At 53.5% G+C, this 24,936-nt stretch carries 27 protein-coding genes; 7 read left to right on the top strand and 20 right to left on the bottom strand.

Annotated elements, in window-relative coordinates; all coding sequences use genetic code 11:
• Positions 1–38 precede the first annotated feature (38 nt).
• The 4 genes from ABNT34_RS08860 to ABNT34_RS08845 form a co-directional block, all read right to left on the bottom strand.
• Positions 39–521 carry a DUF4442 domain-containing protein gene (locus ABNT34_RS08860; RefSeq protein ID WP_348730745.1) on the bottom strand — a complete coding sequence of 161 codons (483 nt, stop codon included), beginning with the start codon at positions 519–521 and terminating at the stop codon, positions 39–41.
• A 48-nt stretch (positions 522–569) separates the two neighbouring features.
• The gene (locus ABNT34_RS08855) at positions 570–1,193 is read right to left on the bottom strand and encodes a hypothetical protein (protein ID WP_348730744.1); all 624 of its coding nucleotides are present in this window, start codon (positions 1,191–1,193) and stop codon (positions 570–572) included.
• A gap of 90 nt (positions 1,194–1,283) precedes the next feature.
• Positions 1,284–3,290, bottom strand: a complete 2,007-nt coding sequence (locus ABNT34_RS08850; protein WP_348730742.1) for an alpha/beta fold hydrolase — start codon at positions 3,288–3,290, stop codon at positions 1,284–1,286.
• A complete protein-coding gene (locus tag ABNT34_RS08845; protein WP_348730740.1) occupies positions 3,280–4,164 on the bottom strand; it encodes a MaoC/PaaZ C-terminal domain-containing protein in 885 nt (294 codons plus the stop codon). Before ABNT34_RS08845 ends, ABNT34_RS08850 begins: the two co-directional genes overlap by 11 nt.
• 171 nt (positions 4,165–4,335) lie before the next feature.
• Between ABNT34_RS08845 and ABNT34_RS08840 the strand changes: the two genes are divergently transcribed.
• A complete protein-coding gene (locus ABNT34_RS08840) occupies positions 4,336–5,169 on the top strand; it encodes a type II CAAX endopeptidase family protein (RefSeq protein ID WP_348730736.1) in 834 nt (277 codons plus the stop codon).
• Positions 5,170–5,196: 27 nt separating this feature from the next.
• On the opposite strand, the gene ABNT34_RS08835 is transcribed toward ABNT34_RS08840, so the two are convergent.
• Both ABNT34_RS08835 and ABNT34_RS08830 read right to left on the bottom strand, forming a co-directional pair.
• Positions 5,197–5,727, bottom strand: coding sequence for a nuclear transport factor 2 family protein (locus ABNT34_RS08835; RefSeq protein WP_348730734.1), 531 nt, complete (start codon positions 5,725–5,727; stop codon positions 5,197–5,199).
• A gap of 101 nt (positions 5,728–5,828) precedes the next feature.
• Positions 5,829–6,434, bottom strand: coding sequence for a LysE family transporter (locus tag ABNT34_RS08830; RefSeq protein ID WP_348730732.1), 606 nt, complete (start codon positions 6,432–6,434; stop codon positions 5,829–5,831).
• A 135-nt stretch (positions 6,435–6,569) separates the two neighbouring features.
• Here ABNT34_RS08830 and ABNT34_RS08825 point away from each other — a divergent pair, with 135 nt between their 5' ends.
• Both ABNT34_RS08825 and ABNT34_RS08820 read left to right on the top strand, forming a co-directional pair.
• Entirely contained in the window at positions 6,570–7,472 is a 903-nt protein-coding gene (locus tag ABNT34_RS08825) for a LysR family transcriptional regulator ArgP (RefSeq protein WP_348730731.1), read from the top strand.
• A gap of 107 nt (positions 7,473–7,579) precedes the next feature.
• Positions 7,580–10,225, top strand: coding sequence for a CHASE domain-containing protein (locus ABNT34_RS08820; protein WP_348730729.1), 2,646 nt, complete (start codon positions 7,580–7,582; stop codon positions 10,223–10,225).
• 1,112 nt (positions 10,226–11,337) lie between these two features.
• Here ABNT34_RS08820 and ABNT34_RS08815 read toward each other — a convergent pair.
• From ABNT34_RS08815 to ABNT34_RS08800, 4 genes are all read right to left on the bottom strand, one after another.
• Positions 11,338–12,252: an OmpA family protein gene (locus ABNT34_RS08815; RefSeq protein ID WP_348730727.1), complete on the bottom strand. Its 915-nt coding sequence runs from the start codon at positions 12,250–12,252 to the stop codon at positions 11,338–11,340.
• On the bottom strand, positions 12,252–12,653 hold the full coding sequence (locus ABNT34_RS08810; protein ID WP_348730725.1) for a DUF4398 domain-containing protein: 402 nt from the start codon (positions 12,651–12,653) through the stop codon (positions 12,252–12,254). The genes ABNT34_RS08815 and ABNT34_RS08810 overlap by 1 nt, the downstream gene beginning before the upstream one ends.
• A 113-nt stretch (positions 12,654–12,766) precedes the next feature.
• Entirely contained in the window at positions 12,767–13,594 is an 828-nt protein-coding gene (locus tag ABNT34_RS08805; protein WP_348730723.1) for a BON domain-containing protein, read from the bottom strand.
• A gap of 101 nt (positions 13,595–13,695) precedes the next feature.
• The gene (locus ABNT34_RS08800; RefSeq protein WP_348730721.1) at positions 13,696–14,067 is read right to left on the bottom strand and encodes a hypothetical protein; all 372 of its coding nucleotides are present in this window, start codon (positions 14,065–14,067) and stop codon (positions 13,696–13,698) included.
• 228 nt (positions 14,068–14,295) lie between these two features.
• Here ABNT34_RS08800 and ABNT34_RS08795 point away from each other — a divergent pair, with 228 nt between their 5' ends.
• The 3 genes from ABNT34_RS08795 (at position 14,296) to ABNT34_RS08785 (ending at position 16,159) form a co-directional block, all read left to right on the top strand.
• The gene (locus tag ABNT34_RS08795; RefSeq protein ID WP_348730719.1) at positions 14,296–14,685 is read left to right on the top strand and encodes a PRC-barrel domain-containing protein; all 390 of its coding nucleotides are present in this window, start codon (positions 14,296–14,298) and stop codon (positions 14,683–14,685) included.
• 42 nt (positions 14,686–14,727) lie between these two features.
• Positions 14,728–14,871 carry a lmo0937 family membrane protein gene (locus ABNT34_RS08790; protein WP_348730717.1) on the top strand — a complete coding sequence of 48 codons (144 nt, stop codon included), beginning with the start codon at positions 14,728–14,730 and terminating at the stop codon, positions 14,869–14,871.
• A gap of 64 nt (positions 14,872–14,935) precedes the next feature.
• Positions 14,936–16,159 (top strand): OmpA family protein, encoded by a 1,224-nt coding sequence (locus tag ABNT34_RS08785; protein ID WP_348730716.1) that lies wholly within the window; start codon positions 14,936–14,938, stop codon positions 16,157–16,159.
• Between the two features lie 54 nt (positions 16,160–16,213).
• On the opposite strand, the gene ABNT34_RS08780 is transcribed toward ABNT34_RS08785, so the two are convergent.
• The 4 genes from ABNT34_RS08780 to ABNT34_RS08765 form a co-directional block, all read right to left on the bottom strand.
• On the bottom strand, positions 16,214–16,987 hold the full coding sequence (locus ABNT34_RS08780) for a Crp/Fnr family transcriptional regulator (protein WP_348730714.1): 774 nt from the start codon (positions 16,985–16,987) through the stop codon (positions 16,214–16,216).
• A gap of 124 nt (positions 16,988–17,111) precedes the next feature.
• Positions 17,112–17,804, bottom strand: a complete 693-nt coding sequence (locus ABNT34_RS08775; RefSeq protein WP_348730712.1) for a Crp/Fnr family transcriptional regulator — start codon at positions 17,802–17,804, stop codon at positions 17,112–17,114.
• Positions 17,805–17,896: 92 nt separating this feature from the next.
• Positions 17,897–18,208 (bottom strand): BON domain-containing protein, encoded by a 312-nt coding sequence (locus ABNT34_RS08770; RefSeq protein WP_348730711.1) that lies wholly within the window; start codon positions 18,206–18,208, stop codon positions 17,897–17,899.
• Positions 18,209–18,262: 54 nt separating this feature from the next.
• Complete coding sequence (locus ABNT34_RS08765; RefSeq protein ID WP_348731702.1) at positions 18,263–18,418, bottom strand: DUF3309 family protein; 156 nt, start codon at positions 18,416–18,418, stop codon at positions 18,263–18,265.
• Positions 18,419–18,697: 279 nt separating this feature from the next.
• On the opposite strand from ABNT34_RS08765, the gene ABNT34_RS08760 reads away from it, so the two are divergent.
• On the top strand, positions 18,698–19,117 hold the full coding sequence (locus ABNT34_RS08760; RefSeq protein ID WP_348730709.1) for a PRC-barrel domain-containing protein: 420 nt from the start codon (positions 18,698–18,700) through the stop codon (positions 19,115–19,117).
• A gap of 345 nt (positions 19,118–19,462) precedes the next feature.
• Here ABNT34_RS08760 and ABNT34_RS08755 read toward each other — a convergent pair whose 3' ends face one another.
• From ABNT34_RS08755 to ABNT34_RS08730, 6 genes are all read right to left on the bottom strand, one after another.
• The gene (locus tag ABNT34_RS08755) at positions 19,463–19,855 is read right to left on the bottom strand and encodes a hypothetical protein (protein ID WP_348730707.1); all 393 of its coding nucleotides are present in this window, start codon (positions 19,853–19,855) and stop codon (positions 19,463–19,465) included.
• On the bottom strand, positions 19,845–20,177 hold the full coding sequence (locus tag ABNT34_RS08750; RefSeq protein WP_348730705.1) for a hypothetical protein: 333 nt from the start codon (positions 20,175–20,177) through the stop codon (positions 19,845–19,847). The genes ABNT34_RS08755 and ABNT34_RS08750 overlap by 11 nt, the downstream gene beginning before the upstream one ends.
• Positions 20,178–20,406: 229 nt before the next feature.
• Positions 20,407–21,102 (bottom strand): GGDEF domain-containing protein, encoded by a 696-nt coding sequence (locus tag ABNT34_RS08745; protein ID WP_348730703.1) that lies wholly within the window; start codon positions 21,100–21,102, stop codon positions 20,407–20,409.
• Between the two features lie 369 nt (positions 21,103–21,471).
• Positions 21,472–22,128, bottom strand: coding sequence for a BON domain-containing protein (locus ABNT34_RS08740; protein ID WP_348730701.1), 657 nt, complete (start codon positions 22,126–22,128; stop codon positions 21,472–21,474).
• Positions 22,129–22,642: 514 nt separating this feature from the next.
• On the bottom strand, positions 22,643–24,046 hold the full coding sequence (locus ABNT34_RS08735; RefSeq protein WP_348730699.1) for an MBL fold metallo-hydrolase: 1,404 nt from the start codon (positions 24,044–24,046) through the stop codon (positions 22,643–22,645).
• A 2-nt stretch (positions 24,047–24,048) separates the two neighbouring features.
• Positions 24,049–24,654: an NAD(P)H-dependent oxidoreductase gene (locus ABNT34_RS08730; RefSeq protein WP_348730697.1), complete on the bottom strand. Its 606-nt coding sequence runs from the start codon at positions 24,652–24,654 to the stop codon at positions 24,049–24,051.
• Positions 24,655–24,936 lie beyond the last annotated feature (282 nt).

The raw sequence follows: 24,936 nt of genomic DNA, 5'->3' as shown, positions 1-24,936 counted from the left end.
CGGCATTTGGTTATTTTTTTCGCGTTACTTTTTCCGCTTTACTTTTTCCGCGTTGCTTTGACCGACAGGGTCAGTTCAAATTTGGCCATCGGTTCGTCGCCATGCAAGGATGGGCAGGTCACTGTGATACTTACGGTTTTATTGATCCGTTGCCCGGTCGCGATAGATTCGTCCATCATCGCATCGATGAGGGCACCATCGTTACTACGAAACCAGACTTCTGCTTCCGGCCGTTTTAAAAATTCGCCTTTGACATCTTTAAAGGCAAAATTGGCATTGATACCGCGTTCCCGCGCTTTGCTGAACACCAGAAAGGCACCGGCCAAGTCGGCGCCAATCGCCAGCGCGCCAAAATAAATACTACCGAGATGGTTTTTCGTACGCCAGGTATGCGGCATGCTGACCGCGAGATGCGTGTCCGACATTTCGCGGATCTTCGGGCTGCAAAAACCAATCAGCGGGATATACCGCAGACCGAACCAAAACAACATGCGCTGGGCTTGTTTGAGTGTGACGCGCATTGTGACTCCGCAAAAAACAGAAAAACCAAGCCACAGCATATCCGACTGTTACTGGTCAGACAAGTTATTGGGTTGGCTGGGGTGTCGCTCGCTATACTGCTTGTCAAAACGTTGCTGCGCTTGCTGACGCTGTTCCACACACTGGCGAATGCGTTCGGTGTGGCGTACGCCAAAACAATAAAACGGCGGCTGATAATAATTCAGCCACGCGAGTTGTTTGGCGCCCTGAAAAGGCGCTTTGACGCTGATCACCGAGATGGTCATTCCGGCGTCTGACGGGTTTTTGCCTCGGGTGCTTGCCTGAATCTTGGTCTGACTTTTCGCCTGATTGCTGGCCTGAACGGCTGGTCGCGGCGTTTTTCTATCAGCTTTAGCGCGCCGGCGCTGCGGTGTTGTAACGTCCAGCGGCTGCTGACAGTGATACTGCATCTGCAGTTCAAGTTGCGCTTGCTGCGCTTTGATTTTCAGTTCCTGTTTGAGTTTATAACCGCGGCGTTGTTGTTCGCGGTTCAATTCCAGTGCGGCTTCCAGCTGTGCACACTGGGCGACGCTGAACTGTTCAATCTGGGCCGGCGCGGGGAGGCTAAAACTGAGCAGCAGACCAAACAGCAGTGGGTGGCTAAAGGCAGTAAAAAGCGCAGAGATGAGTAAAGTAACAGGCGGATATCGCATGGGCAGGTCCCTCTGAAGCCAAGTGTTCCGTTAGTCGTCCTGACCGCCGGTGGTTTTTGTGTCTGGCTTTTGAGTTTAGTTAAATAAAAGTTAATTTCCAGCCGTTACTGGCCGGACTTCCAACGCCTGCAAAGCGTTGTCGAGACTATCCAGATCCTGGTTTAATGTCTCAGCCGCTGGCGGCGGGGCAACGTTGTTGGGTGGTGCAGGCAAGTGACTGACCACCAGACTGGCCATCAGATAAAACTGCAGGCGGCGGCTTTGCAGCGTGCCGGCCTGATGACCGCTGTCCGGGTCCAGCCACAGCCGCACGGTTTTGCTCTGCACAAGCGCCTGTTGCTGGAACTGCTGTAAGGCTGTTGCTGAAACACGGTCGTCGCGGCCCGCGGCCCACAGATACAGCGGGCGCTGCAGAAAATTAATGCGAGTCAGCGGTGATTCTGTACTGAGCTGTTGTTGCCAGTGCCGGTCTTGCCAGGGCACACCGGCGGCGTGAAATAATGCACTGAGACTTGGCTGACCAAAAGGTGTGGTGGCGAATGGCAGATAAGCTTGCAAGGTGGCGGCCAAATCCACCGGCGCCGCCAGCGCCAGGCCAAACCGAAAGCGCTGCGGCTGGGCCTGCAGCACCTGGATCGCGAGATAACCACCAAAAGAATGGCCAATCACCAGCTGCTGCGCCGGGTCGCCAATGCCGTTTGCCAATAATTGATCGAGACCACTGAAGATATCGCTGAGTAGCAGGTTGTCTGGGCCAAAATCACCTTGCGCGGCCTGCAAAAAGGCCTGGCCGTAACCGGCCGAGCTGCGGTAGTCCGGCTGCAGCACAATAGCGCCGTGCTTGACCAGCCATTGCACCCACACGTCATACGCCGGGTCGGTACGGCTAAAAGGCCCGCCATGAATCAGTGTCACCAGCGGGCTTTTCGCCAGGTCACGGCCCGGTGGCAGATACAGATAGCCGGGGATGGTTTTGCCATCCGGCGCCTGCCAGGCCACTTGCTGTGGTGACATGCCATCTGGCAGCGGTGCTGTGGCACTCAGTTGCAGCTGCAGACGCTGCTGGATTTGCCTGTTCTGGTCCAGCGTCAGCAGCCAATGCTGCGCATTGATCTGATCGCTGCAGGCATAACTGACTAATAATTTTTTCAGCGCCGCTGCGGTTTGTAGCTGCATCGAACAGGAGGGCTGTATCACCTGCAACTGGTCCAGCAGCGCCTGCCAGGCAGGGTCTGTACTTTGCCAAAAGAGCCGCTGATATAACCGCGCGCTCGCCAGCACTTTACCGTCGGCACTTTGCAGCTGCCGGCTGATGTCTGGCTGCAGGCCTTTGGCCGGTGTCTTTGCGATATCGTCAGGTATTTGCTTTGGGATTTGCCGGGAGCTTTGCTGCAGCAACAGCATTTTACCGGCAGCGTCTTGCCAGGCCGGGCGCGGCTCTGCGGACGACTGACTGCTGCTTGTTGCCGGCCAGATTTGTTGTGCTGCATGGTTGGGTTTTAGCCACCAATAGCTGGGACTGGTTTGCTGCCACTGCAATACGGCACCGGCGGCATTGAGTTCAATCACTTGCATCTGATGCCGCGGTGGGATTTGTTTCTGGCCAGGCAGGGCAAAACCGGGTTGCCACAGCGTGCGCAAGGTTTTGCGCCGGATGTCGAGCAACTGCAGCAGGTCAGGCGCGGCCAGCCACAGCTGTTGCTGATCTTCGCTTAACATCAGCTGTGTCGGCGGTACATCGCGCTGTTTATGCAGCACCTGCTCCTCACCATCACCCTGACTGCGACTCAGCCAGTATTGCTGGCCTTGCCGGCGCCAGTAATAGACCCAGCGTCCATCCGGGCTTAGCAGTGGCTGCAGCGGTAACGCCGGAAAAAAATGCTCGGCGCCGACATAACTGGCTAACGGGATAGTGGGTAGTGGCGGCGATTGTTCACTTTGCTGTTTTAGCTGCTGCCAGTTTGTGGCGCTGAAAGCAGTGATCACAGGGGCTGCGGGCAGCGGCGCTGCATTCGAAGGCACTGGGCTTAACACGATACAAAGCCAGCAGACGGTCAGTCTGAACTGGCGGCAATGGCGAATAGCATTAGTCCGCATCCGGCGTTGCCGTCCCGTTGGGCCAGGATTGTAGACTGGCGAGCAAACAAAGCCGACCTTGTTGCCACAAGGCATATTCAGCGCTGTTCCGCTCAGTGCTTTGTTGCGTCAGTTGTAGCGGTATACCGGGTAAAACCGGCGTTTTAAATTGCAGCTGCAGTTGCTGCACCGGCTGCGGCAAGGCCTGACACAACAGCGCAGCGCTTGCCATGCCATGTAAAATCGGTTGCGGCTGACCAAACAACAGTGCCGACCAGCGCCATAAATGAATAGGATTAAAATCGCCGGATAACCGCGCATAAGCTCTGGGGGCATCCGGTGCGGTGTTGATGTCGCACAGGGGTTGCCCGGGCTGGATTTGCGCTGTGGCTGCGCCCGCTTTTGCCGTTTGCCGCGGCGCTTTGTGCAGCAGATAGTCGCTGCTGCCGCTCAGCACCAGCTGTTGCTGTTGCCAGAGCTGTTGCTCCGCCCGCAGTAACACGCCTTTGGCATGTGCGACAGTGCTGAGTCGGGTCTGGATCTGCAGCGGGCCACCGGCGCAAAACTGTGCCGGCGTCAGGTTCTGCGCTGCTTGCAGGTTATTGTGCAGATGAATTAAACCCGCCACTTTCAGACCCGCACATTGCAACATACTGGCGAGCTGGGCCTTTTGCAGCAACGGATAATAAAAACAGACTGGCACTATGTCAGGTGTGAAGCCAAAAAACTGCTGATACGCGCCAAGTTCGGCCAGCGTTGGTGCCGGTAGCTGATGAGAAAACTCACGCGGCTCAGTGCCAAAAGGCCGCAGCGATTTGAGCAGCGTCAGGCCAGCTTTGAGTAATAACGGCCAAAGCGGGCCGGATAACGGCTGGCTGGCGTGGATATTGTGCATCCGAACTCCGGGATTCAGATTCATCTGGCGCTGAGCTTATCAGAGCCGGATGACAGCGCCCAGTCGCCGCGTTATGGTAAGGCCGCAAAACCATTTAATCCGCAACTCGCAGCGGTCATCAGCTGTTGATGCAGTTATATCCGGCGATCACAGCAGTAACATGGAGCAAGCATGTTCAGAACCTTATTTAAAAACCCGCAGGGCGAACTGCGTAATGGCTGGTGGATCGCCAGCTTTTTTCTGCTGCTGGCGGTGGGCTTGTTTCCGCTATTGCTGCTCAGTCAAAGCCAGAGGTTTAGCCTGGAACCCTGGATGCAGGCGCTGCTGGTGCTGGTGGTGTCGTTGCTGTGCCAACGTTGGTATGGCAAACCGCAGGAACAGCTGTTTGGTGCGCTGAACCGGCAGTGGTTGCAGCAACTGTGGCTGGGCCTGCTGCTCGGTGCCGGCCTGATGGCCGTTCCGGCTTTGTTACTCACCTTGCTTGGGCAAATCAGCTGGCAGTGGCAGGGGCTGACGCCGGCGCTGTTAGGAAGTGCGCTGTTGTTGTTTGTCGGGGTAGCGGTGACTGAAGAACTGACCTTCCGCGGTTTTATGTTTCAGCGTCTGATCGATGGCGTCGGCAGTGCTGCGGCGCAGTTGCTGATGGCGGCTTATTTTGTGCTGAACCATGCAGCCGCGCTGAAACAGGGCGACAGCTGGAACTATCTGGCATTGGTGAATATTTTTATCGCGTCGCTGCTGTTTGGTCTGGCGTATTTACGCACCAAAAGTCTGGCCATGCCGATTGGCCTGCATCTGATGGCCAATTTTACCCAAGGCACTGTGCTGGGGTTTGGCGTGTCAGGTTCGGCTGAGCAGGGGATGTTGAATCCGGTAATGGATAGCAGCAGCCCGGACTGGCTGACCGGCGGCAGTTTTGGCCTGGAAGCCAGTGCTCCTGGCTTAGTGGCTGTGATTGCGTTGTGTTGGTGGTTATGGCGTTGGCGCGGAACTGTTGCAAACTGAGTCCGCGCTTGGTGCCGTGATGAACCTTTATTTTTTCGGCGCCGGGATGCCGGTGAACTGGCTGGAGACCAGTTGCCAGCGGCCCTGTTGCAGGGCGCTGACAAACTGCACGCGCATACTGCGGCTGTGTGGCGTGCCATCAAAAGTGTAAGTGAGCTTTGCGGTCGTGATGACCAGCTGATCGGCATAAAGCTGACTGTTGAGTTCGCTCAGCGTCGCTGTCACCGGTGGCGCTTTGGCCTTCGCTGCTGCCGGATAAAAGCTAATGACTTTTTCTCTCGAGTCTACTTCGCCAACCGGCGAAATTTCCTGAAAATCGGCAGCCAGAATTTGCTGCAGCAAAGCCTGATCAAAACCTGAAGTGGCATCAACATATTGCTGCGCCAGCCGTGCCGCGGCTGCTGTCGCCTGTTCTGTGGGTACCTGAGTAGTGGGTGTGCTGGCAGCCAAAGCGCTGCCGCTGACGATACTCGCAAAGAAGATACCGGCGCATACCGTGCGCGCGGCAGCAAAAACGCCGCCGGTGCGACGCGAAAAAGTACGAATAAACAAAGACATCTGAAGCTCCTGCTAAAAGTTGGCGCTCAGATGTTGCGTGAAGCTGTGCTGCGTGACCAGCGAGTAAGGGTTACAGAATATGCCGGCTGTTACAGTTTCAATTACAGTTGTGACAGCGCCAGCTTGCCGGCAATGAGCGTTAACAACAGCGCCACAGTGCTGTCAAACAGCCGCCAGCGTTGCGGCGAACTCAGCAGTAGTTTCAGTTTAGGCGCCAGGCCCGTCAGCGCGCCGAACCAGCACAAAGACGCCAGGCAAGCGCCGATGGTAAACCACAGCGGCGATGGCTGGGCGTTGCCGATACTGCCAAGCAGCACCACAGTGTCCAGATACACATGTGGGTTTAATAAGGTGATAGCGAACGCGGTCAGCGCGGTTTTACCGGTTGATTGCAGCTGCACTTCACTATTGGTCAGCAGGCCAGAACTGCCTTGCCAGGCACGCTGCGCGGCACCATAAGCCAGATACAGCAGCATCAGCACGCCGGCTGCAGTGAGCAGAGGCACCAGTGGCGGGATCCACTGCTGCAAAGTCGCGATACTGCTGACGCCAGCGATGATGAGCAGCGCGTCGCAGCCAATACACACCGCCGCAATCACCAGCCGGTTGGCACCGGCCATGCTTTGGCTCAGCACCCAGATATTCTGCGCGCCGATGGCGACAATCAGGCTTAAACCGATACTAAATCCAGTCAAAAACGACAACATCAATAAGCTCCACGCTGGGGAAGACCACAACCCAAGCTTAAGTGCTGGCTTAAAATGAATCTAACGAATAATAATTGTGATGCATGATTAAAAATCATAACGTATCGGAATTGGCGAAAAACCGGGAGCAATCGCATGCTGGATTACCGTTTATTACAGGCGCTGGCGGCTGTCACAGCGCAAGGCGGTTTTGACAAAGCGGCCACTGCGCTGCATCTGACGCAGTCGGCGGTCAGCCGGCGCATCAAGCAGCTTGAAGCCATCTTGGGCCAACCGGTGTTGCAGCGCAGTACACCGCCCAAACCAACCGCCGCCGGTCAGCGTTTGCTCAATCACTTGCAGCAGGTACGGCAAATGGAAAGTGCGCTCGGCCTCACCGAACCCGACAGCCCGCTGCAGGTGCGGCTGGCCACCAACGCCGACTCGCTTGCCACCTGGTTACCGCAGGCTTTAGTGCTGCCGGCGCCGTCGCAGTTACAATTTGATTTGGTGGTGGAGGACCAATCTGTCAGTCTGAAACGGATGAAACAAGGCGACGTGATGGCCTGCATCTGTGACAGCCCGCAACCAGTCAATGGCGGCGCTGTGATGCCGCTTGGTGCGCTGCGTTACCGTGCTGTGGCGAGCCCGGCGTTTATCCGCCGTTATGGCTTACAATCTTTGACGGCCGAAGCATTAGCGCAAGCACCTTGCCTGGTGTTCAGCAGCGACGATGCGCTGCAGCACCGCTTTTTGCACCATATCGCCGGCATCAGTCCGACTCAGGTGCATCAGTGCCCATCGTCGGAAGGTTTTTTAAAAGCCGTACTGGCCGGCCTCGGTTTTGGCCTGCTGCCAGAGCTGCAAATGCAAACGCAATTTGCCAACGGCGAGCTGATTGACCTGGCACCGGGTTATTTTCTCGACACGCCGTTGTACTGGCATCACTGGCAAACCGAAAGCCCACAGCTGAAGCAACTGCGGTTGCAGGTGCTGGCTTGTGCGCGGCAATGTTTGGTCGGGATTGAGACGCTGAGCGGGTCGCCGCCGGTTTTTTGATTTATGGCAGCTTCTGCTGTCTCAGCCGCTAATCAGCGCTTGCACAAAAAGCCAATTTAGCTTTTAGTTGATTCTGGGAACAGTTGTGTGGCTGGAGCCAGATGCAGGTGAATTCTATTCGATCTTTCAGCGGCGCTGCCGGGAAAATCCTGTTGCTGGCGCTGGCGTATTTTGTCACCGGCCAACTGGCGATGCTGCTGGCGATCCCGCCCGGTTTTGTCAGCGCGATTTTTCCGCCAGTGGGGGTGGCGCTGGCGGCAGTGCTGCTGTGGGGCTACCCGCTGCTGCTTGGGGTTTTTCTCGGTTCGATGCTGCTGAATCTGACGATTGCCGTGCCCGGTCTGGCGCAGCTGAGCTGGCAGCATCTGCCGGTCGCAGCCGGCATCGCCCTGGGGACCAGTCTCCAGTGTCTGTGCGCCTGTGTGTTGATCCGGCGTTTGGTTGGTTTCCCGAATCCGCTGACGGAAGATCGCAGCATTATGCGTTTGTTGCTGATCGGCGGTCCGCTGACTTGTTTGCTCAGTGCCAGCGTCGGGACTGCAGTGTTGCTCGCCCATCACATTATTACGCCGGGCCAGGCGCTGTTTAGTTGGTGGAGCTGGTGGATTGGCGACAGTATTGGTGTGTTAATCGCGGCCCCGCTGATGTTTATTGCCTTCGCGACGCCACGCGAGATTTGGCGCCACCGCGTCGGCACTGTTGGCCTGCCGCTGGTACTGAGCTGTGTGGTGATGGTGGTGGTGTTTTTTCGCACCAGTGACGACGAACAAAGCCGCCTGCAGCAGCGTTTTCACGAGGAAGCCAAACTGTTGGTGCAAAGCATCAAAGCCGCTATGACGTTGCACACCACTGTGGTGGGGCCGACCGAGCGGTTGTTTGCTACATCGGAAGCTGTCGGAGCTGAGGATTTTGCGGTGTTTGTTGGGCCGCTGGTCCGGGAGTACCCGGGGATCCGTGCCATCAGCTGGAATGTCAGGATCAGTGCTGCTGAACGGCCGCAATTTGAAGCGACGATGCAGGCCAGCGGTCTGACCGGCTTTCTGATCAGCGAGCGTCAGGCCAACCAGCAGCTGATCCCGGCAGCGCCAAGGCCTGAATATTATCCGGTGATGTTTATCGAGCCGATGGCGGAAAACCGCAGAGTGCTGGGCTTTGACGCTGGCTCTGAATCCTCACGTCAGGCCGCGATGCAGCGTGCCCGCGACCAGGGCGCTGCCACTTTGACTGCGCCGCTGCAGCTGATCCAGGACGATGCGCAAAAAACCGCAATGTTATTGTTTTATCCGGTGTACAGCACGAAACAGCCGCCTGTAACTCTTGATACGCGGCGCCAGTTGCTGCGGGGTTATGTGGTGGCGGTGTTGCAGATAGCCGATGTCATTAAGGCGGCGCTTAATGCCTATCCGCCGGATAGTTTTCAGCTGCAGGTGCTGGATATCAGCACCGCGCCGGGGCAGCCACTGTTTAGTACTGCCGGGTCAATGAAAGCGGCGGTTATCCCGGCATCCGCCTTGTCGCTGGCGTGGCAGGACGACATTGATGTCGGCGGCCGGCAGTTCCGCATTGAGGTGCAGCCGAGCGAGCAGTTCCTGCGCCGTCAAAATACACTACAGCCCTGGGCCATTCTGGCCGGCGGCCTGGTGCTGTGCAGTTTGCTCGGCGGCTTCCTGTTGTCCGTCACCGGGCGGGCGGAACAGGTACGCCAGCAGGTGCGGCAGCGCACGCTGGAGCTCAGTGGCATTCTGGATAACGCCGCCGAGGCCATTCTGATTTTCGACTCGTCCGGCACCATCGACCGGGCCAATGCGGCGGCGCAGCAGTTATTTGGCTACAGTGCCGGGCAATTTTCGGCGTTGCAGGTTGGGGCTATTTTGCCCGGCTTACAACATCATCACAGCGCATTACAAGCCTGGCAGGGCCGGCCGCAGGAAACTACTGGTCTCAGTGCAACCCAAAGCCCGCTCGAACTGGAGGTGAGCTTAAGTAACTATGTGCTGCCCGATCGCACCTGGTACATTTGCCTGCTGCACGACATCAGTGAGCGCAAAAAAGTCGAACGGCTGAAGCAGGAATTTGTTGCCACTGTCAGTCACGAACTACGCACGCCATTGACCTCAATCAAAGGTGCGTTGCAACTGCTCAGCGCCGGCGTATTGGGGCCAGTGCCGACTGCTGCGGCTGAAATGCTGGACCTGGCGCGGCAAAATGCCGACCGGCTGGCGGCGCTGGTTAATGACATTCTGGATATCGAAAAACTGGCGCTGGCCGGCACCATATTGCCCTTGCAGGCGCTGGATTTACACCAGCAGCTGACACTGGCGCTGCAACAAAATCAGGGGTACGCCGACAATTTCTCGGTTCATCTGACTCTTGATGACAGCCAGTTACCGGAGTCTGTCGCGGTGTTGGCGCATCAGCAGCGTTTGCAACAGGTGCTGAGTAACCTCATCAGCAACGCGGTGAAGTTTTCCGCCGCCGGCAGCATGGTGCAAATCTCTGCGCAATGTGGCAACCAACAGGCGCTGATAAAAGTCAGTGATCAGGGCCCCGGCATTGCAGAGGATTTTCGCCCGCGTATCTTCGAAAAATTTGCCCAGGCCGACGGCTCGGATTCACGCCAGCGCGGCGGCACCGGCCTTGGCCTTAGCATCTGCAAAGAACTGATGAGCCGGATGCACGGCACTATCGGCTTTGACAGCGTTGAAGGCAAAGGCAGTACTTTTTACATCACGTTGCCATTGGCGGGCGTTTAAGCAGGGCTGGTGTTTGGGGATAAATTGCCAGGCGTTGTTGGGGGGGATATATCGGCTTTGAGCGTGAGGCAGACTAAAAAAACGATTAATTTGTTCAAAAATCAATGTCTGTACCACACTATTTGCTGACAGTCGTTTCTTCGCGCCTTGACGCCTTATCACAGCAGCCGCGACCCTTCCCCGTTACTTATAACAATCTCGTGACGATATTTTCCAGCCTATGCAGTCTGTATGACACACCCGTAGTGGCGCAGGGTGGCTATTTAAAACGAGGCGGTTTTGGCTGCAGTTTTTGTATGATGGCGTACCAGTGGCGCATCAGGCTGTGGTGGTTTGTTTTCAGATTTGTCTGACGTTGCAGTTGTCGGGCCAGCATCAGGTCATGGTCAAACTGCAGCCATTTGTCTGGATCTGGTACCAGACTGTTGTAACCTGCCCGCAGGGGCGCTTGATTGTTTGCATTTGAATCAGTTGGCATGGATGACCTGTCTTAAAGGTTAAAGCGGTACAGACTGGGAAAATTGCTGTGTTTGCTTGGTTGCCCGCTGCATTATCAGAGGTTAACTGTGGCGGTTCGGTGCGCTAGGGCACAAGACATCAAAATACGTCAGATGTGGGACAGCGAACTGAGTCAGACAGTGCAGATTGCTAAGCTCAATAAAACAGCTGTCGTTGACCTGAATCATTATTTGTGTAACCTCCGTTTTGTGAGTAAGTCCCATGCCAGAAAAACAGAAACTGCCATCGCCACGGTTATGTTATGGCAGTGCTTGAACGCCATAGCGACTAGGGTTTTAAAACCGTTGGTTACGCAATCAATTCCGCCTTGCACGAGATGAAATAAGTGTGGGTGTCGCCGTCTTTCCGCGGCATGGTATCGAACTGGGTGTGTAGATTGAAAAAGCTGATCAGGCCACGTACGCAGCGATAGCCGGTGGTGGTCAACTTTATCAGATCAGTCAGTCCGGACTGTCCTGAGCATCCAGCCGGACTTGATCGTCTAAACGGGTACTTAGTCCGACTCACAGCGTCCGAACTGAGTTACCCTGGCCATACTGCAAAAGGTATTCTGCTTGGCCTGCCGTCTGACTGCTGTTACAGAGTGAACCCCGTCAGCGCGAGGCCAGCGCTGCTTCGGTAATAATGACCTCCACCCGGCGGTTCTGTTGGCGGCCACTGGCAGATTCATTGCCTGCAACCGGCATGTCTTCCCCTTTACCCAAACTGCTGAGCCGGCCGGACTGAATACCGCGGCCAATCAGGAAATTACGTACACTGTCTGCCCGCTGCTGCGACAATCCCATGTTGTAACCAGAGCTGCCAACATTGTCAGTGTGACCTTCGATGATGGCACCACGTAGTGGGTATTTGCCAAGGAACAACGCTAAATCGGTCAGATGCTGGCTGGTAGCCGATTTCAGATTGGCTTTGCCGGTGTCAAACAGCACATCGCCGAGTGTCACCACCCAGCCGCGCTCGGATTGGCGGGCATTTAGCAGCTTAATCTGCGCTTGTAATTCCGCGGCCAATTGCTGTGCGTTATCGGATTCGGTCTGGGCTGTGCTGGTTGCCCGGCGGGCAGCATCCGTTTCCTGTCGGGCGGTAACAGCATCACTGCGGGCGGCGCGGGCATCTTGTTGGGCCAGATTAGCTTCCCGGGTACGCGAATCCAGTCTGGCTTCGTCCCGTGCTTTGGCCAACACTTTCAGTTGGTCCTGCGCAAACCGGCTTTGCGCCTGAGCCCAGGCAATGTTCACTTTACGGTCTGCGACAAATACCAGATGACTCGATAAATCCGCATTTTTCGCTGGTTGCTCTGCAGCACGAACTGCGGCTTCTGCTTCAGTGATGGCGACAGGAGCCAACACTGCCAGCTCATTATTGGCTTGCAGGGCACTGAGTTCGGCCCGGATATCACTGATACCAGTAGCGATTTTAGGAGCGGTGCTACAGGCCGTCAGCGTACTGATTACCAGCGCACAACTGAGCAATTTGCCCTGTGTGGCTTGAAAAGTCAGTGGTTTCATTATTGATTTCCCTGCGTAGTTCGCAGCATTTCCTGCTGCAGGATCCCGAGACTATTTTTCATCTCTTCGTTGACGCCATTTGCCTGTGCCAGCTCGGCCCGGGCCAGTGCCAGCTCGGCATCTAAGGTCGCTTGTTCGGCGTAACGTTCCGCATTGACCTGGTCACGCAGCAGCAAGGCGCTGCGCGATGCTTGTAGTTTCTGCCTGGCTTCACCCAGTTCAGTGGCCGCATATTGGCCAACACGGGCCTGTTCGGCTCTGGCAATAGTGCGTTCGGCCCTGAGCATGGTGTCGGTCGTGGCCAGCGGCGCTGAAGCGCAGGCGGCCAGAAACAACGAAAAACAGCCGGGCCATAACCAGCGCCTGAAGAGCGGCCTGTAGGGTAACCATGGATAAAACATCTGGAACTCCTTGCCCGCTGCCACAGCACCGGGATTTGTTTGTGGGAAGCCGGGCCGGCTGTGTCCGCTGCATTAAGCAGGCTGGATAACAGGCCTGACCGGTAAGAAAAGTTTCAGAACAGCAGTGCTTTGGAAGTGACACTTTTAACGCCACGAATATTTTGTGCCGTCTCAATGGCCAGCGACCGCTCGATACCGCTGGCGACTTTGCCGGTCAGGGTCACGACGCCGTTGTTCGTACTGACATCAATGTCACCGCCGTTGATGTTGCTGGAGTACATAAAACTGGATTTCACTTTGGCGGTGATCCAGCTGTCGGAAATGTTATGGCTTTCGTCTTCCGCCTTGGCCCGGGCTTTGTCATCGTCAGTCATTTGATTCGACTGAATTTTCAGATTGTTAGTCACAGATGTCACCCCACGTGTGTTCATTGCCAGGCGGTTGGCAATATCTTTGGCAGCCTGACTGTCGGCATTCCCGGTCAGCGTGACCCGGCCATTTTTGGTACTGACGTCGGTGCCCACTGAATCTACATCTTTATTCCATTGCAATTTGGAGCGTATAGCGGCCGAGATACTGGCATCATCAATTTTGTCGCCAAAGCCACCATGGCCAAAATGTGGCAGGTAATTGGCTTCAACCACAATCTGATTGTCGACGTCGGTAATGCCGGACACCCCACGGGCGATTTCGCTCGCCAGTTCTTTACTGATTTTCTCGTCGACTTTACCGGTCAACACGGCTTTGCCTTTTTGCACAGTGACTTTGAGATCATTGGCACGCAGATAGGGATTCAACGCATAGCTGGTGGCTATCTGGCTTTCCTGTCGGACGTCGTCCAATGAGGTGGTTACAGCGTCGGCAGCAAACACCGACGGCACCGGCGTGATGGTCATTAAAATGGCAGAAGCAAATATAAACTGGCGATAAGAAGAATTCATGGTCGTGCTCCACACAGGGAAAAGGTAACCGGTGCTGCGAGGCAGCGCCGGCAGTGGTAACAGAAAATGTCAGGCGTCCGGGCGATGACGCGGCTGCTCTGTCAGCAGTGGCATTTATCAATAAAGCTTTTGACTTGTTTACTGGCCACATCCTGGCTCAGTGAATATCGCTGTTGCACCAGGTCGACTAAATTGGTCTCAACTCCACCGGATTTCAGCAATTCGCTTTCACTGATTTTGCTCCAGTTGCTTTTGGCAGCCTGGATCTGGCTGTGCCATTTGCCGTTAAAAGCGTCTTTTTTTGCCGCTTCAGCAGGTTTTTGCGTTCCTGCCGCTATTTTGGCTTTGTCCGCCGCCACAGCTTTGGTCATCTGATTGGTTTTCGCCGCAGCATCTGCGACACCGGCTGTGCCGTTATTGGCCTGTGTATCCTGTTTTGCGGTCGCTTTGTTCTGTTCAGTGAACTTATTCATAAAAACCTCGGGTGATTCGGCGGGCTGCAAAGTTGCAGTGCCGGATGGACAGCCTGCGTGTTTTTATCTCTGTTGTCGGTGCGTTAGCGCGCATGCAATCAAATGTTGCAGCGTGTTAAGTGAAGGTTGGCAGGTTCTTCTGCTGAGTGCTGTAACGCACAGATCAGGTTGTACAAAACGCCCATGGTAGAAGCCGCTGAATTGAAATTCACTGCACAGGAGCAACACATGGAACAGCAAAAAATACTCAGCGATGATTTTCCGGTTTGTCAAAGTGGCTCTGACACTTTATTGCTCGGCTGTAAAAAACTGATGGGGCAGCGTTTAACAAACCATCATGGCGAAGTGTTAGGCACACTGCACAGTATCGTGATTGACCTGAAAACCGGCCGGATCAGTTATGCAGTATTAGCCTATCCACATTCATTTGTTGCTCCACCACGTTTGTTTGCTGTGCCCTGGCATGCTTTGGTGCTTGATGCAGACCGCTGTCGTTTTTCGATTGAGGCTGAACACCATGATTTAAAAAACCAGCCTGGTTTTGACCGGTCTTTATGGCCTGCCTGCGCTGATCCGGCCTGGCAACGCAAGGTTGATGGTTTTTACAGCAGTGACTGAGGTTTAACCGATAAGCGGCGCCCGCGCCGAAGGAGTGTAGTGATGTTAAGAACTGCTGCTTTAGTACTGCTGGTGCTTTGGTTGCTCGGGTTGTTATCGCCCATAGCTGTGGGCAGCCTGATCCATGCATTACTGGTGTTCGCCGTGATTCTGTTGTTGGTCGATCTGTTCCAGTCCCGGGCCTGACACTGAGATGAAAGTTTAAGAACTGCGCCCCCGTAAGGCGCTGAAGTTTATGTTGGAGAATTGTATGTCTATGAATACCCGGCTATTTACCCCGCCGTTAGATGCGGGGCAGCCAGTAATGACTGCCAATATCTTTCGCTTACGCCATGTCGTTCCTCAGTGCAACTGGCCGATGTGGCTTTGCAGTTCCTGCGTCTTTGTCCTGCCGGGAACTGTGCTGGCCGACAGTTACCGGATGTCAACGCCAGATTGGTACGTTGGCGCCAGTCTCGGCGAGTCACGCCTTAGCATCGATACGTCTGCGTTAGAGCAAAATATGCAGGCGCAGGGCTTGCCGCTGGCATCTTTGAGCCGGAATACCAATGACACCGGTTATAAGCTATATGCCGGCACTACACTGAATGACTATCTGGCGCTGGAAGGCGGTTATTTTCGTCTCGGTGAAGTTGATTTTAATGCACGTACCGCTGCTGCGCCGGACGGTACAACTTATCCGTTATCTGGTCACCTGCGTGATCAGGGCGCCAATCTGGATCTGGTGGCACGGATGTTCATGAGCAATGCGTTTGCATTGACTGCCCGGATTGGGCTGACCTATAACGACACCGATGCACGTCTGGATTACCAGCGGCCAATCAATCTGGATGCTTACAATCGCAGTAAACATTATCTGAAGCATAAATTTGGTGCAGGCATGGAATATCAACTGTCGCCGGGCTGGGCAATGCGGGTCGAACTCGAGCGTTACCGGCTGGATGATATCTGGGGCGACCAGGGTGATATGAAATTGCTGTCGTTAGGGATGGTCTATCAATATGGCCAACCTGGCCCATATACTGCGCCGACAGCGGCACAGGAACCTGAAGCGGCACCACAGCCTTTTGCTGATCCACCTGAAGCCGCTATGGTGCAAAGCAGTTCTGCCCCGGTGTTACTCGAACTGGCCGATGTCCATTTTGAGTTTAACCGGTCAGCGCTGACTCCTGCTGCCAAAACAATACTGGCACGTCATGTGGAGACCTTAAAAAATCAGCCACAAACCAAGGTGCAAATTGCAGGCTATACCTCTGCCAGTGGTACAGATACCTATAACCAGCAGCTGAGCGAACGCCGGGCCAAGGCTGTAAAACAATATCTGACCGGTGAAGGTGGGTTAGCTCCGGGCCGGCTGACCACTATTGGCTACGGTGAAGCATCGCCGGCGCAAATTGAGAATAAACCTGCTGAACTGCGCTCTGTGGCGGCGAAAGCCAATATGCGTGTGTTGTTTCAATTGATAGTGGAATAGGAAGATGGCACGACAGCACAGCAGTTGCTGTGTTGTTGTGCACACACCGGCAGATCACCTCGCTTTGCAGCAATGGTTTCGCGGCATCAATCGCTCCGATTCGTGCAGGACGACGCCATAACACTCGCAACTGTTTTTTTCCAGAAGGGCCCTGTCAATGACTTCGATATGACCGCGGCTGTAATTGATAATCCCTAAGCGCTGTAACTTGCCCGCCGCATCAGTCACACCTTCACGCCGTACGCCCAGCATATTGGCAATCAGCTCCTGGGTCATCAGTACATGGTCATTGGGTAAACGATCTATCGACAATAAGAGCCAGCGACAGAGTTGTTGTTCAATACTGTGATGACGATTGCAAACAGCCGTCTGTGCCATCTGAGTCAGCAGTACCTGGCTGTAACGCAGCAATAAATGCAATAACGCACCATGGCGGTTAAATTCGTCTTTCAGGCGTTGACCGAATAACCGGTAGGCAAACCCGGCGCTTTGCACGACAGCTCTGCTGGTGGTGCTTTCGCCGCCCATAAAAAGTGCTACTCCTACCATGCCATCATTGCCAACAACGGCGATTTCAGCAGAAGCGCCGTTTTCCATCACATAGAGCAAAGAAATAATTGAATCTGTCGGAAAATAGACATAACGCAGTTTCGAGCCGGCTTCACTGATCACCTGGCCCAGTTTCAATTCAATCAGCTCCAGATGCGGAAACAATCGTAGTTTAACCTCATCGGGCAATTCACAAAGCAAACGGTTCGCTATCGGCGGATGTATAGCGGCTAGCTTCAGATCTGGCGCAGCCTGCGTTGCTGATGGTTCTGTCGTCATAGCCGGTCCGTCCTTGCCTGGAGGCGTATCCAAATGAATACAACACCAGTATATGGTGATAATTCGTGCACTATGTGCGCTGGCGCACATAAGACTGGTTTAAATGCAGAACTTACGACGGTGATCAACCCTGTAACGGCTGGTAGCAACTGCAACTCCGTGCCAGCAGGGCTTGCCGGTCGAGAATATGCAGGCGGCCGCGGTTATACAAAATGATGCCGTAACTTTGTAAATCGCCGGCTGCAACAGTAATGCTGCTGCGTCGTACCCCCAGCATGTCTGCCAGAAACTGATGAGTCAGATAGAGTTCATCGGCTTGGACCCGGTCATGACTCATCAATAGCCAACGGGCCAGGCGCGCTTCAACCTGATGAAAATGGGCACAGATCGCATTTTGTGATAATTGCCGTAATAACCGGAACAGATAGGCCTGTAATAAAGGTTGCAGACTGGGCTGCTGAGCGCTTTCAATGACGGCAACAGGGATCCGCCATGCCATGCCACTACCTTGCACTATGGCTTCTGACGGAACCCGCCGGGTATGCAACAAGATGGTTGCTCCAAGCACCCCTTCAAAGCCAATCAGGCCCATTTCCAAGGGCGGATGTCCCGGTAATTTCGCGATGAGAGAAACAAAAGCGCTCAGCGGAAAATACAAGTGCTGATAATCGTCATCGAGTTGGCACAACCGCTCTGCAAACTCGAGCTGCACCAGTTCCGCCTGCTGCAACAACTGGCTTTGTTCTGCTTCCGGCAAGTGGCGCAGCAAACGATTTTGCACTAAAGGTCGTTGGCTATGAGTGAGCACAATAGGCATATAATTCCCTTAACGACATTACTAAAAAAACGCCATTTTCAATAGCTGCGGGGCAAGCTGCGCTCACAGCCGGACACTCAGGCGCAGCGCTTTTATTTAACCCGCATGCCATTTTCCACAGCGGTCACGCCACCAACAGCACGGGTCAACCGCATGGCGGTATTGATGTCTTGTTGCGAATTCACAAAACCACTGAGCTGCACCACGCCTTTAAAGGTTTCGACATTGATTTCGGCCACACTCAGTGACTTGTCGGCAAAAATGGCGGCTTTGACTTTGGTGGTGATAACACTGTCGTCAATATATTCTCCGGTGCCTTCTTTGTTGCTGGCAGAACTGCAACCAGCCACGCCGGCCAGACTTAAAGCCAACAGAAACATACTCAGAACTTTGAAGGTTTTCATGGTTAACACTCCTGGTTAAAACAGGGAAAACTCCCGGAATAACAATTGGTCACATCAGCCGGCACGCCCGGTCAGCAACAGCACTATTAGCACAAGCAAAACAATGCCGAGGGCTCCGCCCGGGCGATACCCCCAGCTCCGGCTATGTGGCCAGGCGGGCAAAGCGCCTAAAAACAACAGGATCAGGATGATAATGACGATAGTGGTGATGGACATGGTGATGCTCCTGCAAACCAGATGTTATTGCCGGTTGATAGCAGGATTTTGCGCTGACACCAGCCTATGTTCGGTGCGCTGACGCACCCATAAACAGATTGGCTGAGTGCTGGCGTCAGTCTCTGATAAGTGTCGCGCCGAACAGAGATACCCCGGCTGTGGGCGCATGATCAACGCTCTGCTCCGGAAGGGGCATTGCATGTCAGGTTCCGGTTCACTGGTTCCTGGTTTTGATCACAGACCGCTTTTGCGGTCAACACTGAGGTCTACAAAATGAATTATCACGAACGCGATATTTATGGCATTTACAATAATCCGCAGTTTGCGCCATCGCTGGTTGCCAATGGGCCAGGGCCGCATCTGATGGGCGCAGAAACGCTGATTGGCAATTCGGTTGTGAACCGTTCAGGACAAACTCTGGGTGATATCAAAGAAATCATGCTGGAAGTGGATACCGGACGGGTTGGTTATGCCGTGTTGTCGTTCAGTACTTATTTTGGTCTGAGTGAGAAGCTATTTGCCGTGCCGTGGAAAATGCTGACCCTGGACCCGTTGCAAAAATGTTTTGTCATGGACTTGTCGCCGGAGCGGCTGAAAAATGCGCCGGGTTTTGACAAAGGCCATTGGCCGAATATGAAAGATGTCGAATGGGAAAAATCACTGCATAGTTTTTATGGCAGTAATCTGAGCTGACACTATGCTGTGAAGCAGCAAAAATCCGGATGGGGCCTACATCCGGTTTTTTTGCTCAGCTGTTGTCAGCGGTCTGCCGTATGGGCACTGCAGGTGCAAAAGCTGCCCGCCAATGCCAAAGTGTCCACAGGCACATTGACAGCGGAGTTCGCCACAGCGTGTTCGGACCAGAAGTTGAATTTTTACCAGCTATGTTGCTTGCCGAAGTCTGTAACACCAGGCCAATACAAAAGCCGCCCAGCAGCAATAGCGGTGCTTCCAGTCGCAGCAAGAACGCCGACTGCAACTGCTGCCGGCGTAAGTTAGTGCGCTGTAGTGCAACCAGACGATGATCAATGTGTCGGGTTAAGTTTGCGTGCTCGGACATGCTGTTGTCTCCTGACTGATTTCGGCCTGAGCCCAACTGAGTTGTGTTGCCGGGAAGCGTAAATACTGACTGTAAAAGCGGATCCGCAGCAAACAAAGCCACAAGGCCACACACTGTACGCCAATTAACAGCAACAGGCCTTGCCAGGGATAGAGCCCCAGCACCTGTGCTCCTGACCAGAGCAACAGCAACAACAACACCCAGCTACTTAGCAGTAACAAGGCAGCGAATAGCGACAGCAGCCAGATGGCCACCAGACTTTCGGCGGCCCTTTGTGTCTCCAGTGCCAGCAATTGAAACTGTTGCTGCCATTGGCTGCGGAATAACTGCAGATACTCGCGCAGTTGCGCCGAAACATCCTCAACTGACACGGGATTTCAGCAACCAGCTGATGATAAATCCGGTGGCTATGGCAGCGCCGATCACAGTCACCGGGCGACGGTGCACCTGATCACGTAGCGCTTTGCTGAGCCGCACCCCGGTGGCGCTGAGTTGCTCGGAACGCACCTCAAAATTGTCCGCGCCATGGCTTGCTGCGCTTGCCAGCCGGTTAACGGTGTCATGAGCTTTGGCACTAAACTGATCAATGACCGGATGTGCTGCAGCTGTGGCCTGATCGATCACATTATTCAGCCCCTGAGGCTTGCCATCAGCAGTGGAATTGGCTTGAGGTGTTTCTGTCGTATTTTGCATAGGACGCTCCGGTCGTTGCCAGCTGCAGTATTGCGGTTGGCATAAGCCTGAACTTTAACGCCTTCCTTGCCTGCACTCAGTGCGGTGGCGCACAGGAAGTTATGTGAACAGTCAACTTTGAGCTGAAATGCATCCCGGCGGCTAATGTCAGTACAGGAAACATGTCCTGGATGGCCACTGAAAACATGCGGGGTATTGTTTAGCTTCATATAGGTTCAAAGGACTGATGTTATTTGCTGACCAGTTCGGCGACACCGGGCCGCGTTGGTTTTAGGGCGGCGATGCGAAAACGCTGGCCGCCTTGGTGTTTGGCCTGGTACATGGCACTATCTGCCTGTTGTACCAACTCGGCAAGGCTACTGCCATGCACCGGATAAATCGCGATGCCGATGCTAATGTCCAACTGCAAGGTGGAATCTGGCAGTTGCATCGGTTGGTTAACGGCGTTTAACAGTTTGCCGGCAATGCTGGTGACATCACGATTGTTATTGCAAAGCGGCAGCAGCAATACAAACTCGTCACCACCGTATCGGCAAACAGTATCGGTACTGCGTAATAACGCCCGTAAGCGTTGTGTAAGTTCGACTAAAACAATATCACCCACGTCATGGCCGTAGTGGTCATTTATACGTTTGAAATGGTCTATGTCCAAAAACATCAGGATCACACTACTGTGCTGGCGTTTGGCCTGTTTAAAGGCTTGCAGTGCCCGGTCCTGTAACAATAAACGTGTTGGCGTTTGGGTGAGGCAATCCACTTGGCTTTGTTCGAAGAGCAGTTCAAAAGCCTTTTTGTCGGCGGTATTTTTTTGTTGTGCCTTGTGGAGCTCTTGACGCAACCAACTATTTTCCGTTTGCAGTTGATTGCGCGTTAACCAGTTGCCGTGGCAATGCAATACAGGTTTGTGGTCGAAAAAATTACTCATAGTGCCCCCTTTTGACGAGATGGTGTTTGATCACACCAACACTGATGTTGCGACTTGAGTCTCTAACCTAGCGACCCACTGGCTGGAATTCCGTGCGTTATCGAACATCAACTAGCCCCAAGTTAGCTGCGTTACATGTCCGGCCCTTTGCAAAACCAAGGCGTCACCTGACCTTCACGCTGCTGCGATGGAGAGGCAAAATCAACCCGTTCGCAGCGGGATGGCTTAATTGTGCGCCTCAGGCCGCAACGAAAATTCGATGCTGGGAGGTTGATGGGGCAAGAAAAATGCCGGTGACAAAAACGGGGATCTATCAGGTATGTTAATCCATGACATTGTCACCAGCGGTAAACTCAATCTATCCAGACCTTATGCATGCACTTCAATATTGTTGCGAACCAGCCAGACTCCGGGTGAGTCCCAAACTGCATGCGAGACAACATCGCGTTCGGCCAAGCTATTTACAGTGCCGGTTAATGTGACCTCGTGTTCATGGATATTAATGCCAATCCCTTTGGCCTCTTTAGCGGCTCGCCGCTGCAAGACGGCTTCGATATCGGTTTTCAGAACAGAACCTGTTACTACCGGCTTTAACACGAGTTGGTTACTGACGCCTCTCACGCCTGTTAAGTAGCGGATAGATGCTTCGGCAATTCGCCGCTGATAATCGGCTGGTACTTTGCCGCTGAGGGTAACCCAGCCATTTTCTACCATTACTTTCACCGCGTTGGTGGGGATAAAGACATTCCAATCCAATACGTTTTTCACGGCGTGGGCAATTTCACTGTCAATCACCGTTGGCGAGCCGCGGAACATCACTTGCATTTCGACCGCAAGTGCTTTGACGCTGCTGACTCGCTGGGCAGCTTGTTCGGCATGCCATTTTTCGCCATAACTATCGACATGGCCGGTGAGAGTGACCACTCCATGACGGACTTCGACACCAATGTGGGTAGCGTCCACCATTGGAGCTAAGCGCAGCTCTTCCTGAACTTCGCGTTGAATTTGGGCATCAGTTTTTAACATAATTAGATCCTTTCGAAGTTGGATAGGCTCTGGGGTGGTTCCCCCCAGAAGTGAGCAATCAGTCAGATGAGGCCGTTGGCAGCAAACAGCGCCGCAGTATAGGTTTCTATCCAAGGTGCAATACTGTTTTACCTTCTTGGTTTGTGTAACTCTGTACGTTAATCCACATAGAGCCACGATGGTCGATCATGAAGGTTTGCAAAACTGCTGAGTTGAAGATGGTTGGTAGTTCCGGGCTAGCCCACACATATTGGTGTCATGCTGGGAAGCGATGACATAAGCAGTGAGCAGAGCCAATTCGTCGCCGTGGTGATGGATTGCCAAACAATCTGAGATTAGAAATGAGCGAGTCCAGAGCCGATTTTGCTTCGCATCGATGGCCAAGGGGGCTGGATGGTTTCTGATAAGGTGCGTGTGTTAAAAGGCGTTCAAGCGGTGATGCAATCAAACAATCACACCAAAACAAACGGGCTCACTTAGTGCGTTATTGCACGCATGTAACAAACAAAGTACTTTACCAATGCAACACCTCCTGCGGATATGGAATAGCCACAGCTTCTCCATGGTGTTGTAATTTGGCTTGTAACACTTCCAATGCTCGCATCTCACCGTGGACGAGGAAATAACGACAGCCAGGCTTCGCAGCTTGTGCCCAGCGTACTAAGTCGGTTTGTCCGGCATGGGCTGAGAATCCGCCAAGTGTGTGCAACTGTGCTTTTACGTGAATCTCATCGCCGTGAATTCGTACCGGGTTTTGCCCATCGATAAGTCGCCGCCCCAATGTCCCTTGTGCCTGAAAACCGACAAACACCACATGATGATGGTCGTTGGCCAAACAGTGGCGAAAATGATGCAAAATTCTCCCGCCGTTACACATACCGCTGCCAGCGATCACGACTGCGCCGTCGGCAATACGGTTGATTGCTATCGACTGTTCTGAGGTGCGGGTCAGCCTTAAAATTGGCAGCAGTCTCTCAAAATCAGCCGAGACAACTTTACTGACTTTTGCTAAATCCCGCTGGTTCAGGGTGGCAAAAAAATGCGAATAAATCGACACCACATCGATAGCCATTGGGCTATCGAGAAAAATCATGCGTTGTGGCAATAAACCTTGAAAATACAACATAGCCAAGAAATAAATCACTTCCTGGGAGCGACCAAGGGCAAAAGCCGGGATGTACACATTGCCGCCGCCTTTGGCTGCATCCGCCAGGATCTGACTAAACTCAGCGATGGTATCCGCAGCGGTTTTATGGTCCCGGTCGCCATAAGTGCCCTCCATGACAATGATATCAGCATCGATGGGTAGCACAGCCTGATTCATCAGTACACTTTGCGGATTACCCAGATCGCCGGAAAATACCAGCACAGAGCGTTGTTCCTGGCGTTGTAGCTCCATTCGGATAATAGCTGAGCCTAAAATGTGTCCGGCATCTTGTAAACTAAAGCTCAAGCCTTCGGTCAGGACAATAGTGCTGTCGTAGGTTAAGGCTTGCACATATAAACTGGTTCGTTCGACATCGGTTAAGTCCATGACAGGGAGAATAGCTTTAGCACTTGGTCTGTGTCGGTTATCGCGTTCTAAATCCGCCAAATATAAGCCAATCGAGTCTTTTAACAGCACTGGCAGTAGCTCTGCCGTTTGCTCGGTACAATAGATGACCCCATCAAATCCCTGCCTGACCAGTAACGGCAACAAACCGCTGTGATCAATATGAACATGACTTAAAATCACAACATCGATACTGCCCGGATTAAAACAAAATTTAAAATCTGCGAGGTTCCGCAACTGATCGCCACCCTGTGGCATGCCGCAATCGAGCAAAATACGGAGTCCGGCAAACTCTAAGAGATGGCACGACCCCGTGACTTGCTGACAAGCGCCGATAAATGTGAGCTTGGCATCAAGTAGGGGCATGGTCAGTACCAACTATTCCAAAGGGAAATCTCATGTTCGGGTTTACAGTACCGGGTTGCCTTGTGTGCGGCGGCTTTTTGTAGCACGTTATCCATCAGGTCGCTGACCAGAATTTGGTCGAGTATCTGCAAAATCTCACCATCGCTCCCCGGAATGTTGCGGGAGCGACAAAAGTTGACGGCAGGTTCGGTACAAACATCAGCTCCTATGTATTGCAGCAGATGGAGCAGGTCGTCTCTTGAATGCGCCGAATTGTGCATATATTCCGCAAATGCAATGACACCGACCGGCTTCTGATACCAAAAATTGCTACCGCGTGGCATCGATGTATGGTCAATGATGTTTTTCAGATAACAGCTGATGGTGTCATTATGGGACGGACTGGCAATCACCACCGCGTCAGCTTTGGTGATGAGGTGTTCCAGCATTTCGGATTGTGGACACTTCCGATAGTCTCTGTTATTGGTAAAAATAGGCAGCTGCAACGGCGCGCATGCAGTCACATTGATTTTGTCCTGATAACTGGTGGCGATTTGTGAAAATAAAAACCTGCTGCAACAGTCTTCATTGGGGCTGCCAGCAAGAAACAAGATGTTGAGTTTGTCCACAACTGCCCCTTGTCATGCTGGCGCTAACCGACATGTCAGCGCAGGATTCAAGGAGTTTATAGACAAGGAGTAGCAGCGTCGGTGCGCTATCCCACACAAGGCACCTCTAAGACACATTTCCATATTTAAAAACGCACAAAAGGAGTGGGCATTAAACGATCGATTTCATCTCTGACCACCTGGTAACACTCACAGCTGAGCGATTCTATTTTCTTCCGAACGATGACGTGAATATGGCAGCAAAGATATTGAATAACTTCCAATTTTTGTAATTTCCCTGTG

Origin of the sequence: Rheinheimera texasensis (assembly GCF_964031785.1) — a bacterium.
Taxonomy (GTDB): Bacteria; Pseudomonadota; Gammaproteobacteria; order Enterobacterales; family Alteromonadaceae; genus Pararheinheimera; species Pararheinheimera texasensis_A.
This window is presented reverse-complemented; position numbering and strand designations above follow the sequence as displayed.

Bases quoted from the DNA above. Each gene is read 5' to 3' on its own strand.
- ABNT34_RS08860 (WP_348730745.1), bottom strand. From the start codon at position 521: ATGCGCGTCACACTCAAACAAGCCCAGCGCATGTTGTTTTGGTTCGGT.
- ABNT34_RS08855 (WP_348730744.1), bottom strand. From the start codon at position 1,193: ATGCGATATCCGCCTGTTACTTTACTCATCTCTGCGCTTTTTACTGCC.
- ABNT34_RS08850 (WP_348730742.1), bottom strand. From the start codon at position 3,290: ATGCGGACTAATGCTATTCGCCATTGCCGCCAGTTCAGACTGACCGTC.
- ABNT34_RS08845 (WP_348730740.1), bottom strand. From the start codon at position 4,164: ATGCACAATATCCACGCCAGCCAGCCGTTATCCGGCCCGCTTTGGCCG.
- ABNT34_RS08840 (WP_348730736.1), top strand. From the start codon at position 4,336: ATGTTCAGAACCTTATTTAAAAACCCGCAGGGCGAACTGCGTAATGGC.
- ABNT34_RS08835 (WP_348730734.1), bottom strand. From the start codon at position 5,727: ATGTCTTTGTTTATTCGTACTTTTTCGCGTCGCACCGGCGGCGTTTTT.
- ABNT34_RS08830 (WP_348730732.1), bottom strand. From the start codon at position 6,434: ATGTTGTCGTTTTTGACTGGATTTAGTATCGGTTTAAGCCTGATTGTC.
- ABNT34_RS08825 (WP_348730731.1), top strand. From the start codon at position 6,570: ATGCTGGATTACCGTTTATTACAGGCGCTGGCGGCTGTCACAGCGCAA.
- ABNT34_RS08815 (WP_348730727.1), bottom strand. From the start codon at position 12,252: ATGAAACCACTGACTTTTCAAGCCACACAGGGCAAATTGCTCAGTTGT.
- ABNT34_RS08810 (WP_348730725.1), bottom strand. From the start codon at position 12,653: ATGTTTTATCCATGGTTACCCTACAGGCCGCTCTTCAGGCGCTGGTTA.
- ABNT34_RS08805 (WP_348730723.1), bottom strand. From the start codon at position 13,594: ATGAATTCTTCTTATCGCCAGTTTATATTTGCTTCTGCCATTTTAATG.
- ABNT34_RS08800 (WP_348730721.1), bottom strand. From the start codon at position 14,067: ATGAATAAGTTCACTGAACAGAACAAAGCGACCGCAAAACAGGATACA.
- ABNT34_RS08795 (WP_348730719.1), top strand. From the start codon at position 14,296: ATGGAACAGCAAAAAATACTCAGCGATGATTTTCCGGTTTGTCAAAGT.
- ABNT34_RS08790 (WP_348730717.1), top strand. From the start codon at position 14,728: ATGTTAAGAACTGCTGCTTTAGTACTGCTGGTGCTTTGGTTGCTCGGG.
- ABNT34_RS08785 (WP_348730716.1), top strand. From the start codon at position 14,936: ATGTCTATGAATACCCGGCTATTTACCCCGCCGTTAGATGCGGGGCAG.
- ABNT34_RS08780 (WP_348730714.1), bottom strand. From the start codon at position 16,987: ATGACGACAGAACCATCAGCAACGCAGGCTGCGCCAGATCTGAAGCTA.
- ABNT34_RS08775 (WP_348730712.1), bottom strand. From the start codon at position 17,804: ATGCCTATTGTGCTCACTCATAGCCAACGACCTTTAGTGCAAAATCGT.
- ABNT34_RS08770 (WP_348730711.1), bottom strand. From the start codon at position 18,208: ATGAAAACCTTCAAAGTTCTGAGTATGTTTCTGTTGGCTTTAAGTCTG.
- ABNT34_RS08760 (WP_348730709.1), top strand. From the start codon at position 18,698: ATGAATTATCACGAACGCGATATTTATGGCATTTACAATAATCCGCAG.
- ABNT34_RS08750 (WP_348730705.1), bottom strand. From the start codon at position 20,177: ATGCAAAATACGACAGAAACACCTCAAGCCAATTCCACTGCTGATGGC.
- ABNT34_RS08745 (WP_348730703.1), bottom strand. From the start codon at position 21,102: ATGAGTAATTTTTTCGACCACAAACCTGTATTGCATTGCCACGGCAAC.
- ABNT34_RS08740 (WP_348730701.1), bottom strand. From the start codon at position 22,128: ATGTTAAAAACTGATGCCCAAATTCAACGCGAAGTTCAGGAAGAGCTG.
- ABNT34_RS08735 (WP_348730699.1), bottom strand. From the start codon at position 24,046: ATGCCCCTACTTGATGCCAAGCTCACATTTATCGGCGCTTGTCAGCAA.